This is a genomic window from Caballeronia sp. LZ034LL (genome assembly GCF_031451215.1).
Classification (GTDB): Bacteria; Pseudomonadota; Gammaproteobacteria; order Burkholderiales; family Burkholderiaceae; genus Caballeronia.
Window position 1 is genome coordinate 2104069 of sequence record NZ_JARUXR010000001.1, and the last position, 12682, is coordinate 2116750.

Sequence of the window (12682 nt, forward strand, 5' to 3'; positions counted from 1 at the left end):
AACGGCGCGGACATCACTCGTCCACGCGCAGGATGGCCAGGAAGGCTTCCTGCGGAATCTCGACCGAGCCGACCTGCTTCATGCGCTTCTTGCCGGCCTTCTGTTTCTCGAGCAGCTTCTTCTTGCGCGAGATGTCGCCGCCATAGCACTTCGCCAGCACGTTCTTGCGCAGCGCCTTGATGTTTTCGCGCGCGATGATGTTGGAGCCGATGGTCGCCTGAATGGCCACGTCGTACATCTGGCGCGGGATCAGTTCGCGCATCTTCGACGCCACTTCGCGCCCGCGATACTGGCTCTGCGAACGGTGCACGATGACGGACAGCGCATCGACCTTGTCGCCGTTGATGAGCATATCCACTTTAACCACGTCCGCCGCGCGATATTCCTTGAACTCGTAATCCATCGACGCATAACCGCGCGACGTGGACTTCAGGCGGTCGAAGAAGTCGAGCACGATTTCCGCCATCGGGATTTCGTACGTGAGCTGCACCTGGCGGCCGTGATACTGCATGTTGATCTGCGAGCCGCGCTTGGCCGTGCACAACGTGATGACCGAGCCGACATATTCCTGCGGCATGTACAGGTTCACGGTGACGATCGGCTCGCGCACTTCGTCGATCTTCGGCGGCTCCGGCATCTTGGCCGGATTCTCGACCATGATCGTGGTGCCGTCGCTTTGCAGGACTTCGTAGATCACGGTGGGCGCGGTGGTGATCAGGTCCATGTCGAACTCGCGCTCGAGCCGCTCCTGCACGATTTCCATGTGCAGCAGGCCGAGGAAGCCGCAGCGGAAACCGAAGCCGAGCGCCTGCGACACTTCCGGCTCGAACTGCAGCGAGGCGTCATTCAGCTTCAGCTTTTCGAGCGATTCGCGCAGCGCGTCGTACTGGTTCGCTTCGACCGGATAGAGGCCGGCGAACACCTGCGGCTTCACTTCCTTGAAGCCCGGCAGCGGTTCGGTTGCCGGACGGGTCGCGACGGTGACGGTATCGCCGACCTTCGCCGCCGTCAGTTCCTTGATGCCCGCGATCACGAAGCCCACCTGCCCCGCCGACAGCTCCGGGAGGTTGGTCGACTTCGGCGCAAACACGCCGACGTGCTCGACCGGATATTGCGCGCCGGTCGCCATCATCTTGATCTTGTCCTTCGGCTTGAGCACGCCGTTGACGATGCGCACCAGCATCACGACACCGACGTAGTTGTCGAACCACGAGTCAATGATCAGCGCTTGCAACGGGGCTTCGGGATCGCCTTTCGGCGGCGGCACTTTCGCGATCAGCGATTCGAGCACGTCCGCCACGCCGAGGCCGGTCTTCGCGCTGCAATGCACGGCGTCGGCGGCGTCGATGCCGATCACGTCCTCGATTTCGGTGATGGCGTTCTCGGGGTTCGCCGCCGGCAGGTCGATCTTGTTCAGCACCGGCACCACTTCCACGCCCAGTTCGATGGCCGTGTAGCAGTTGGCGACGGTCTGCGCCTCGACGCCCTGGCTCGCGTCCACCACGAGCAGCGCGCCTTCGCACGCGGACAGCGAACGGCTGACTTCGTAGGAGAAGTCGACGTGTCCGGGGGTATCGATGAGGTTCAGGTTGTAGACCTGGCCGTCGCGCGCCTTGTAGGTCAGCGCCGCGGTCTGTGCCTTGATGGTGATGCCGCGCTCGCGCTCCAGGTCCATCGAATCGAGCACCTGCGCTTCCATCTCGCGGTCGGACAAGCCGCCGCACAACTGGATGATGCGGTCGGCGAGCGTCGACTTGCCGTGGTCGATGTGCGCAATGATCGAGAAATTACGAATATGGTCCATTCAGTGCCGCAAGCCAGAAAAAGCGAAAAAGGCGCGCCCTCAGCAACCCGGAGCACGCCTTGAAAATTTCGGGGAAAACTTCGGCATTTTAGCCGAAAACGGGTTCGACCCGCCGGTTTTCGGCGCGCCGCGAGCGCCAAGCGCCGCGTCATGCGCGACCCGCCGCCAGTGCAGCGTCCACTGCTTCGGCATCGAGCCGGTAGTGGCACAGCTCGACGCCGTCGAGCGCCAGGACGGGCACGAGCTCGTCGTAGCGGGCCTCGAGCACCGGATCCTGATCGATGTCGATCCATTCGATCGCCGCGCCGTGCCGTGTCGCAATCGGCTCCAGCGCGGCGCGCATCTCCTCGCACAGATGGCACCAGGCGCGGCCGTAGAGCTTGAGGGCCGGCATGGTCATCGCGACGCTTACTTCTGCGCCGGCACGCGCGGACGCAGCGGCACGAACTGCGTGTTGTCGCCGCGCCGTACGAGCACCGCGATCATCTTGCTGGCGTCGAGATTCTGCGCGACCGCCTCGAATTGCTTCGCGCTCGTGATGTCGGTGTCGCCCACGCGCAGGATGATGTCGCCCTTCTGGAAGCCCGCGCGCGCCGCCGGACCTTCTACTGCATCCACCTGCACGCCGTTGTTCAGCTTGAGCGTCTTCTTCTGCTCGGCGGGAATGTCGCTGACGGCAAGCCCGAGCGAGTTGCTCGCGCGTTCCTTCGGCTGCGGCGCCTTCTTCTGTTCGGTCTTCGCGACCTTGTCCGGCTGCATCTCGGCCACGACGATCGGCAGATCGCGCGTCTGGCCCTTGCGCCAGACGGTAATCGTGGCCTTCGTGCCGGGCTTGGTATCGCCGACCATGCGCGGCAGGTCCGTCGCGGTCTCGACGCTCTGGCCGTTGAAACGCGTGATGATGTCGCCCGGCTGCACGCCGGCCTTGTCCGCCGGACCGCCCGATTCGACGCTCGACACCAGCGCGCCCTGCGCCTTCGGCAGTCCGAGCGAATCGGCGACGTCCTTCGTCACCTCGCCGATCGCCACCGCAATGCGGCCGCGCGTCACCTTGCCGGTGGTCTTGAGTTGATCGGCGACGCGCATCGCTTCGTCGATCGGAATCGCGAACGAAATGCCCATGAAGCCGCCGGTACGGCTGTAGATCTGCGAGTTGATGCCGATCACCTCGCCCGCCATGTTGATCAGCGGACCGCCCGAGTTGCCCGGATTCACCGCGACATCGGTCTGGATGAACGGCAGGTAATCGCCGGTATCGCGGCCCTTCGCGCTGACGATGCCCGCGGTCACGGTGTTGTCGAGGCCGAATGGCGAGCCGATCGCGAGCACCCATTCGCCGACCCGCACCTTGTTCGAATCGCCGATGGTGATGGCCGGCAGGTTCGTCGCGCTGATCTTCACCACGGCGACGTCCGTGCGTTCGTCCACGCCGACGAGCCGTGCCTTGAATTCGCGCTTGTCGGTGAGCGTGACGTAGATGGTGTCGGCGTCATCGACGACGTGAGCATTGGTCATCACGTAGCCGTCGGTGGACAGGATGAAGCCCGACCCGACGCCGCTGCTTTGTTCCGAATTGTCCTGGCTGTCGTCGGGCGCGTTGCGGCTGCCGCCCTTGCCCTGATCGCCCTGGCTGCTGCCGCCGTTGTTGCCGCCGCCATTATTGCCACCGCCGCCGCCTCCGCCGCCGCGGGGCGGCTGGCCGGGCATCGGAATGCCGAAGAAGCGGCGGAAGAATTCGGACATGTCGCCGTCGTCCATGCCGGGCGGCAATCCGCGCAGGTCGCTGCCGGAACCGACGCGCGACGTGGTGCGGATGTTCACGACGGAGGGGCCGACCTTGTCGACGAGCGTCGTGAAGTCCGGCAGATTCACCGTGGGCACCGCCGCCGCCGTTTGCGAGATGAACGGCAGGCACACGGCGAGCGCCGCGGCCGCGATGAACTTGCGCAGCGAGTAATGGCTCATGAGCGGGAGACCGGAATCCGGATTACTTGGAAGGCTTGTATTCTATGGTAGAAGCAAATTGCTGCAACGTGGCTTGCGGCACCTCGCCCAGCAAAGTGATCCAGAAATCCCCGCGCCGCTTCACGAGCACATGCGTGGCGCCGCTATTGCCCGCGCCTTCCTTGCGGGTATTTTTCTCGACCGGCTCCACGAAAACCGAAATGGTCGCGAGACCGTCCGAAAACACCGCCTGATCGACAGGAATCGGCGGTTGTCCCGGCTGGCTCGACGCCATCGGACGGCGCAGTTCGCGAATCTTGCGGAACCCGGCGATGTTCGGCGTGAGCTGCCAGCCTTGCGCCTCCATGTCGACCGGCTGCACCGGCGGCCGGACGACCGTCCAGCCGGACGTGCTGCGGATACCGTTGGCGATCGGCGTCTTGTCGCCCGGACCGCCGATCTTCACCTGCGAGAACGACAGCTGTTCGAGCACCTGGCCATCGGCGTCGAGCGTCTGCGCGCGCAGCAGCAGGCCGGTCTTGGCATCGGCCCAGAGCTTGTAGGCGAAACGATAGGAATCTTTCGGATCGAGTTCGAGCACCGTGGTGTCGAGCCCCGCGACGCGGTCGTTGCCGAGCAGCTTCGGCTCGTAGGCGGCGAGCACCTGCGCGCCGCTCGTTGAAAGCAGCGCCGGGAAGGAATCGCGGTTCTGCCGCTGTTCGACCACCAGCAAATGACGCTCGGGCACGAACGTGAACATGTCGTCGTCGTGGCGCAGCATCTTGCGCGGCGCGCCATCCAGGCTTTCGAGCGATTCATATTCGCCGTCGCCGCGCGTGGCGACATGCGTAATGCGCGAAGACTGCACCGTCGCGCCGCGCTGATAGACGAACGTGCCTTCGTAGTTCTGCTGCTGCGCCGCTTCGTGAATGCGGTCGAGCAGCGTGGCGGCTGATTTGCGCGCGGCGGCGGGATCGTCTCCCTGGGCGAAACTGCCCGATGCCGCCGTCAACAACACGGCTGCGCAAAGCATGAATGCCGGCAGCCGTCCCCAATGGTTCGTTTTGTTCAACCGCACACTCGGCATCAAATTATTGGTCCTGCGAGGTAGCCGCCGCGCGAATCAAGGGCATCGAACCGGGCATTACAGGCTGTTGGGAAAACTGCTGATGCGCTTCCAGATACTGGTCCAGATTGGCGTCGCGAATGATGTTCGCCTCGACGATCGGCGAGCGCGTGGTCGTTGCCGGCACGGATGCCATGGCGACGCGCTGCATCGAATTCGCCGGGGTGACGCTGGCCACTTGCGCACCGCCGTGGCTGTCCACGCCCTGCAGCTGCGGCACGACGATCCACGTCAGCGTGGCGGCCGCCGCAGCGACCGCGAATGCCGGCATCACGCGACGGCGCAGCATGCCGCCGCGCGCTTTCGCCGCAGGCAGCGCCGCCGGGGCCAGCACATGCGCCTCGGCTTCGAAACGTTCGGAGAAGGCGGCCATGAACGCGCTGCTGCGCGCCGGGCTGACCGCGAGATCGTCGGAGCGCAGCGCGTCTCCGATCAGGTGATATGCCGACCACGCCGCGCGGTCGTCGTGTTTCAGTTCCGCGAGAAACTGGCCGAGGTTGCCAATTTCGTCAACCGACTCACCGTCGACGAATGCCGACATGCGTTCGCCGCGCGAACCTGCTTGCGTCTGATTTTGCACCGAGACCGACCCCATGATGCTCCCCATCTCTTTGACCCACACCCGTAGTGACACCAACTGACCCAGTTATCGCGTCCCTGTCCCGTGGATGACCGCCGCTTACCAGCGTTTGCCTTCGGGAGTGTCCAACAACGGACGCAATTTTGCCGCAATGGCTTCTCGAGCACGAAAAATTCTCGACCTGACGGTGCCGATGGGGCAATCCATCATCTCGGCGATTTCCTCGTAACTCAATCCTTCGATTTCCCGGAGCGTGATGGCGGTGCGAAGCTCCTCGGGCAACAGCGCCATCGCAGCATTGACCGTCTGTGCGATCTGCTTGCTCATCAACATCGACTCGGGCGTGTTGATATCCCTTAGTTGGTCGGCGTCGGAGAAAGTTTCCGCTTCTTCGGCATCTGCTTCGGTAGAAGTGGGCGCCCGGCGTCCTTGCGTGGCAAGGTAGTTCTTTGCCGTATTGACGGCGATGCGATACAGCCAGGTGTAAAACGCCGATTCACCCCGGAATTGCGGCAGCGCACGATAAGCCTTGATGAAGGCGTCCTGGGCGACGTCCTCGACCTCAGCGGGGTCCCGCACGAGGCGCGAGATCAGTCGAATGATCTTGCGGTGGTATTTGGCGACCAGCAGTTCGAACGCGGCCTTGTCACCCTTCTGCACACGTTCGACCAGCAATTGGTCGATTTCTTTTTCGCTCACCTGGGAAATCCGTTTGACTTTGGTCTGTTGCGCGGAGGGCTATTGTAACGGCCCCGCTTGTAAGGCAACTGGAACGCTCATCAGACGTTACAGTCGTTACAGGTGGGAAGCCGCGCTGCGGCGGGCCTGCACGGCGAGCTGGCGGAAGGTTTCGGGGTCGATGCAATCCGCCGCGACGAGCAGCGTTCCGGCCTTCCTGTGCGCGCTCGCGAGACGCAGCGCGAGCAGCCAGCCGCCCCATTGCGCACAGCGCGCGATGCGCGCGTGACAGATGCCGCCGTCCGCATGCAAGAGCGCGAGGCCGTCAGCATGCAGGTGGATGGCCACGGGTTGGGCGCGCATCCATCGATACGATCCCAGTCCGAGCACCGCCGCGGTCAGCGCGCACGCCACGGCCGCATGACCGGCGTGGTCCGTGTGAGCGAAGACGCACTGGAACACCGCGGCACAGGCAAGCGCCAGAAAGCCGGCCAGCGCCGCGCGCAGAAAGCGCGACGGCCGCAGCGGAATGCCCGGCGTGAAGCCGGTGTCCCGATGCGGCCGGATCACGCGCGCGCTCGTCATCCCGATTGCCCTGACGGCGCGCGGCAGACTCAGTGACGCTTGAAGACGAGCGAGCCGTTCGTGCCGCCGAAGCCGAACGAGTTCTTCACCGCCACGTTGATCTTCATGTCACGCGCGGTATTGGCGCAGTAGTCCAGGTCGCACTTCGGATCCTGGTTGAAGATGTTGATGGTCGGCGGCGACACCTGGTTGTGGATGGCCAGCACCGTGAACACCGATTCCAGGCCGCCCGCGCCGCCCAGCAGGTGGCCGGTCATCGACTTGGTGGAGTTCACGACGGCCTTCTTCGCCTGATCGCCGAGCGCACGCGTGATGCCGATGGTCTCGGCGATGTCGCCGAGCGGCGTGGACGTGCCGTGCGCGTTGACGTAGTTCACTTCGTCGGGGTTGACGCGCGCGTTCTTCATCGCGTTGACCATCGCACGGCGGCCGCCGTCGCCGTCTTCCGGCGGCGCGGTCATGTGATAAGCGTCGCCGCTCATGCCGTAGCCCAGGACTTCGGCGTAGATCTTCGCGCCGCGCGCCTTCGCGTGTTCGTACTCTTCGAGCACCATCACGCCCGCGCCCTCGCCCAGCACGAAGCCGTCGCGGTCCGTGTCCCACGGACGGCTGGCGGTGGCGGGATCGTCGTTGCGCTGCGACAGCGCGCGCGCCGCCGCGAAACCGCCGATGCCGAGCGGCGACACCGTAGCCTCGGCGCCGCCGGCGATCATGACGTCGGCGTCACCGTATTCGATGAGACGCGACGCCTCGCCGATGCAGTGCAGACCGGTCGTGCAGGCGGTGACCATCGACAGATTCGGACCCTTGAAGCCGAAGCGGATGGACAGATGGCCCGAGATCATGTTGATGATCGAGGCCGGCACGAAGAACGGCGAGATGCGGCGCGGGCCGCGATTGAGCAATTCGGTCTGCGTGACTTCGATCATCGGCAGGCCGCCGATGCCCGAGCCGACCACCACGCCCACGCGTTCCGCGTTGTCCTCGGTGATCTCGAGGCCGCTGTCCTGCATGGCCTGGACGCCTGCCGCGAAGCCGTAATGGATGAAGGTATCCATATGGCGCGCTTCCTTGGCGGGCATGTAGTCCTCGATGTTGAAGCCCTTCACTTCCCCCGCGAAACGCGTGGAGAAGTTCGTGGCGTCGAACTTCGTGATGTTGGCGATACCCGACTTGCCCGCGACCAGATTGGCCCAGCCGTCGGCAACGGTATTGCCGACAGGCGAAACGAGCCCCAGGCCTGTAACAACAACTCGACGACGGCTCACGGTAACCCCTTATCCATAGAATGACGAAATACAAAAGCCACAGCGGCCACAGGAAACCGCCCTGTGTGCCCTGTGGCTTTCAAACTGGTCTTTGCAGCGACTGAGCATCCAGCTGTTCAGCGATGCGCCGCTGGCCCTCAGTACCTCAGGCCTTGACGTTGGCGCGAGCGTAATCGATCGCTTGCTGCACCGTGGTGATCTTCTCGGCTTCTTCATCCGGAATTTCCATGCCGAATTCGTCTTCGAGCGCCATCACCAGTTCAACGGTATCGAGCGAGTCAGCGCCCAGATCGTTCACGAACGACGCTTCGTTCTTGATTTCAGCTTCCGCCACGCCGAGTTGTTCGGCGACGATCTTCTTCACGCGCTGTTCGATGTTGTCCATGCAGCCCTCCGAGGGGAAAAAAGTTCAAAAATACGAGTGCGCGCATTTTATCAGGTTTGGACCCGCAAAATACGGCGCTTCAGTTCCATGCTCCGCTGTCCGGCGCGCTTCCTCAAGCGGGCTGCCGGGGCTTTGCGATGATTCCTTGCCGCCGCGCGGCAGCGGTGCGCACGATGCGCTTCAGAGCATATAGCGCGCCCGTCCGGCGCGGATATTAAGCGAAAACCGGCAAAATTCCTATTCAACCTTACATGTACATGCCGCCATTCACGTGCAGCGTCGTGCCCGTGATATAGCCGGCGTACGGCGAGGCCAGGAATGCCACAGCATGCGCGATATCTTCCGGGCTGCCCAGTCGGCCAAGTGGTATGGATGCGGTCAGCGCGGCACGCTGCTCTTCGGGCAGCACTTTGGTCATGTCGGTGTCGATGAAACCCGGCGCGATGCAGTTCACCGTGATGCCGCGGCTGCCGATCTCGCGCGCCAGCGCCCGCGTCATGCCCGCGACACCGGCCTTGGCCGCCGCGTAGTTGGCCTGGCCGGGATTGCCCGACGAGCCGACCACCGACGTGATGTTGATGATGCGGCCGCCGCGCGCCTTCATCATCGGGCGCAGCACCGCGCGCGACAGACGGAAAACGGCGCGCAGGTTGGTGTCGATGACGGCGTCGAACTCGTCGTCCTTCATGCGCATTGCGAGCTGGTCCTTGGTGATGCCCGCGTTGTTCACCAGCACGTGCAGGCCGCCGAATTCCTTCACGATGCCGTCGATGAAGGCGTCGCCCGCTGCGTCGTCGTTGACGTTCAGCACCGCGCCGCGGCCCTTGCCGCCCGCCTGCGCCAGCGCCTCGCCGATGCTCGCCGCGCCGCCTTCGCTCGTGGCCGTGCCGATGACCGTCGCGCCCTGCTTCGCGAGTTCGAGCGCAATCGCCCGTCCGATGCCGCGCGACGCACCCGTCACGACCGCTACCTGTTTTTCAAGGCTCATGATGTCGTTCCTTATGTCGTTCAGCCAGCAATCAGTTTGCGCGTGTCTTCGAGCGAGGCCGGATCGAAGATCGAAGCGCCGGTCAGGTTGCCGTCGATGCGTTTCGTCAGTCCCGCGAGCACCTTGCCCGGACCGCATTCCACGACGTGCGTGACGCCGTCGCGCGCCATCGCCTGCACGCATTCGACCCAGCGCACCGGGCCCGCGGCCTGGCGCACGAGCGCGTCCTTGATTGCGGCCGGATCGGAGACGATCGCGACATCGATGTTATTGATCAGCGGAATCTGCGGCGCCTTGATCTCGATCTTGGCGAGATAGTCGCGCAGCTGGTCGGACGCAGGCTTGAGCAGCGACGAATGGAACGGCGCCGACACCGGCAGCGGCAACGCGCGCTTGGCGCCCTTTGCCTTCGCAACTTCGCAGGCCTTCTCGACCGCCGCCTTTGAACCGGCGATCACGACCTGCGCGGGCGCATTGAAGTTCACCGCTTCGACCACCCCCGCCGACGCCGCTTCGGCGCACACGGCGCGCACGGTGTCGTCGTCGAGACCGAGGATCGCGGCCATGCCGCCCTGGCCCACCGGCACGGCGTTCTGCATCGCCTGCGCACGGAAACGCACGAGCGGCACGGCGTCCGCGAACGCCAGCGCGCCGGCCGCGACCAGCGCCGTGTATTCGCCCAGGCTATGGCCCGCGACGAGCGCCGGCTTGAGTCCGGTTTCCTGCTCCCACACGCGGTAGATCGCGTACGCGGCCGTCAGCATGACCGGCTGGGTGTTGGTCGTCAGATTGAGGTCTTCGGCGGGGCCTTCGGCGATCAGCTTGCCGAGATCCTGGCCGAGCGCGTCGGACGCCTGCTGCAGCGTCTCGCGCACGATGGCGTGGTCAGCGAACGCGTTCAGCATGCCGATCGATTGCGAACCCTGCCCGGGGAAAACGAACGCAAATTTCATATCGTCCTCGTTGTCTGGAATGCGCCGCGATGCCTTCGCGGACCGCGCGCTGCTTGGGCGCGCGGGGTCTGTCACGAAGGGATATCAGCGGCAGATAGGTGAAGTGATTGGAGAAGTGCGGCCGGGGAATCAGTAGCGGATGACCGATGCGCCCCAGGTGAAACCGCCGCCCACGCCTTCGATCAGCAGATGGTCGCCGCGCTTGATGCGGCCGTCGCGCACGGCGACGTCGAAGGCGAGCGGAATCGACGCCGCCGACGTATTGCCATGCTCGCCGACCGTCACCACCATGCGCTCGGGCGGCAGATGCAGCTTGCGGGCCGTGCTTTGCATGATGCGGATATTGGCCTGATGGGGGATCAGCCAGTCGATGTCTTCCGGCGTGAGCTTCGCGCGCTCGAGCGCTTCGACGGCGACCTTCTCCAGCACGTTGACGGCGAGCTTGAAGACGGCCTGGCCGTCCATGTGCAGGAACGCGCTGCCTTCGACCACGCCGCCGTTCACGTTACCCGGCGTGCAGAGGATGTCCGAATGGCTGCCGTCCGCGTGCAGCGCGCTCGACAGCACGCCCGGCTCTTCCGACGCCTGCAGGATGATGGCGCCGGCGCCGTCGCCGAACAGCACGCAGGTGGTGCGGTCCTTGAAGTCGAGGATGCGCGAGAACGTTTCCGCGCCGATCACGAGCGCCGTGCGGGCAAGGCCGCTGCGGATGAAGCTGTCCGCGGTGGCCACGCCGTAGGCGAAGCCGGAGCAGACCGCTTGCACGTCGAATGCGGCGCCGTGATTGCGGATGCCGAGCTTGTTCTGCAGCAGGCAGGCCGTGCTCGGGAACACGAAGTCCGGCGTGGACGTGGCGACGATGATCAGATCGATCAACTGGGGGTCGATGCCCGCCGCCTCGATGGCCCGCTGCGATGCGATCAGCGCGAGGTCGCTCGAGGTCTGGTTCGGCGCCGCGAAGTGGCGCGCGTGAATGCCGGTGCGGGCGACGATCCATTCGTCGCTGGTCTCGACGCCCTGTTTCGCGAGACGATCGGCCAAGTCCTGATTCGTGACGCGCTCGTCCGGCAGATAGCTGCCGGTGCCCAGCACGCGGGAGTAGAGATTGGTTTGAGCCATTATGCCTTCGAATGTAGCGCAGTTCCGGACTCGCCCGGCGGTTTCGGCTGCGAGTTTGGCTGTGATGCGGGCTGTGCTGCGGGCTGCGTGTCAGGGAGCGCGTCTGGCTGCGGAGCCGCCTGCGGATCTTCCGGGACAGCAGCGACGCCGGCTGCGAGCGACGCGGCGGGCGCATTCTCTTCCATCGCGCGCACCAGGCGTTCGAGCACGCCATTTTTGACGGCATCATACCCGCGTTTGATCGCCCACTCAAAACCGAAGGCCTCGGCCGAGCCGTGGCTCTTGATGACGAGCCCGCGCAGGCCCAGCAAGGCTGCGCCGTTGTATTGCGCGGGATCGACACGGCGCTTGAAGCGCTTGAGCACCGGCAGCGCGACGAGCGCCATCAGCTTCGAGGCGAACGAGCGGCTGAACTCTTCCTTGATGATGTCGGCGAGCATCTTCGCGAGACCTTCCGAGGTCTTCAGCGCGACATTGCCGACGAAGCCGTCGCACACGACGACATCCGTCGTGCCCTTGTAGATGTCGTTGCCTTCCACGTTGCCGTAGAAGTTGAGCGTGCTCGCCCGCAGCAGTTCGCCCGCGCGCTTGATGGTCTCGTTGCCCTTGATGACTTCTTCGCCGATATTGAGCAGACCGATGGTCGGCCGCTCGCGGCCTTCAATGGCCGACACCAGCGCGTGGCCCATCTCGGCGAACTGCAGCAGATGCTCGGGTTCGCAATCGACGTTGGCGCCCAGGTCGAGCACCGTGGTGTAGCCCTTCTGGCTCGGCATGGCGAACGCGATGGCCGGCCGTTCGATGCCGGCAAGCGTCTTCAGCACGTAGCGCGAGACCGCCATGAGCGCGCCGGTGTTGCCGGCGGAAATGCAGGTCTGCGCCGCGCCTTCCTTCACGAGGTTGAGCGCGACGCGCATCGACGAATCTTTCTTCTTGCGCAGCGCGACTTCGACCGGGTCGTCCATGGCGACGACTTCGCTCGCGGCGACGATGCTCAGGCGAACTTCGTCGAGTGCCTTGCACTTCCTGAGCTGGGCGCGGATAGGCTGCTCGAGACCGACGAGCATGAGATGCGCGTCGGGATGCGAGCGCACGAAACTGACGGCAGCGGGAACGGTCACGGCCGGACCGTGGTCGCCCCCCATGCAGTCGATGGTGATCTTTACAGTCATGGAACGCGACGAATTTCGGACACAAAAAAGCGGCAGTGAAATGCCGCCTTCTTGTCGTACCGGGAAAGTGTCAAGAGCGA

General features: G+C 64.5%; 12 protein-coding genes and 1 pseudogene. All 13 read right to left on the reverse strand.

What is annotated here, in order from left to right:
• Positions 1-13: 13 nt before the first annotated feature.
• On the reverse strand, positions 14-1804 hold the full coding sequence (lepA, locus tag QCE83_RS09675) for a translation elongation factor 4 (RefSeq protein ID WP_309809133.1): 1791 nt from the start codon (positions 1802-1804) through the stop codon (positions 14-16).
• A gap of 148 nt (positions 1805-1952) precedes the next feature.
• Positions 1953-2204: a glutaredoxin family protein gene (locus QCE83_RS09680; protein WP_309809135.1), complete on the reverse strand. Its 252-nt coding sequence runs from the start codon at positions 2202-2204 to the stop codon at positions 1953-1955.
• 8 nt (positions 2205-2212) lie between these two features.
• Positions 2213-3769 (reverse strand): DegQ family serine endoprotease, encoded by a 1557-nt coding sequence (locus QCE83_RS09685; RefSeq protein ID WP_309809137.1) that lies wholly within the window; start codon positions 3767-3769, stop codon positions 2213-2215.
• Positions 3770-3791: 22 nt separating this feature from the next.
• Positions 3792-4835, reverse strand: coding sequence for a MucB/RseB C-terminal domain-containing protein (locus QCE83_RS09690; RefSeq protein WP_309809139.1), 1044 nt, complete (start codon positions 4833-4835; stop codon positions 3792-3794).
• Positions 4836-4839: 4 nt separating this feature from the next.
• Positions 4840-5469: a sigma-E factor negative regulatory protein gene (locus QCE83_RS09695; RefSeq protein WP_309809141.1), complete on the reverse strand. Its 630-nt coding sequence runs from the start codon at positions 5467-5469 to the stop codon at positions 4840-4842.
• Positions 5470-5553: 84 nt separating this feature from the next.
• Positions 5554-6153 (reverse strand): RNA polymerase sigma factor RpoE, encoded by a 600-nt coding sequence (gene rpoE, locus QCE83_RS09700; RefSeq protein WP_008342103.1) that lies wholly within the window; start codon positions 6151-6153, stop codon positions 5554-5556.
• A gap of 96 nt (positions 6154-6249) precedes the next feature.
• Entirely contained in the window at positions 6250-6717 is a 468-nt protein-coding gene (locus tag QCE83_RS09705) for a protein YgfX (protein WP_309809143.1), read from the reverse strand.
• A 29-nt stretch (positions 6718-6746) separates the two neighbouring features.
• On the reverse strand, positions 6747-7985 hold the full coding sequence (gene fabF / locus QCE83_RS09710) for a beta-ketoacyl-ACP synthase II (protein WP_309809145.1): 1239 nt from the start codon (positions 7983-7985) through the stop codon (positions 6747-6749).
• A 145-nt stretch (positions 7986-8130) separates the two neighbouring features.
• Positions 8131-8370 (reverse strand): acyl carrier protein, encoded by a 240-nt coding sequence (gene acpP / locus QCE83_RS09715; protein ID WP_004197638.1) that lies wholly within the window; start codon positions 8368-8370, stop codon positions 8131-8133.
• Between the two features lie 247 nt (positions 8371-8617).
• The gene (gene fabG, locus QCE83_RS09720) at positions 8618-9358 is read right to left on the reverse strand and encodes a 3-oxoacyl-ACP reductase FabG (protein WP_309809147.1); all 741 of its coding nucleotides are present in this window, start codon (positions 9356-9358) and stop codon (positions 8618-8620) included.
• 20 nt (positions 9359-9378) lie between these two features.
• Positions 9379-10311, reverse strand: coding sequence for an ACP S-malonyltransferase (fabD, locus tag QCE83_RS09725; protein WP_309809149.1), 933 nt, complete (start codon positions 10309-10311; stop codon positions 9379-9381).
• 129 nt (positions 10312-10440) lie between these two features.
• A complete protein-coding gene (locus QCE83_RS09730) occupies positions 10441-11430 on the reverse strand; it encodes a beta-ketoacyl-ACP synthase III (RefSeq protein ID WP_309809150.1) in 990 nt (329 codons plus the stop codon).
• A gap of 170 nt (positions 11431-11600) precedes the next feature.
• A pseudogene (gene plsX, locus QCE83_RS09735) lies at positions 11601-12602 on the reverse strand (phosphate acyltransferase PlsX); the annotation flags it as partial.
• Positions 12603-12682: the final 80 nt, after the last annotated feature.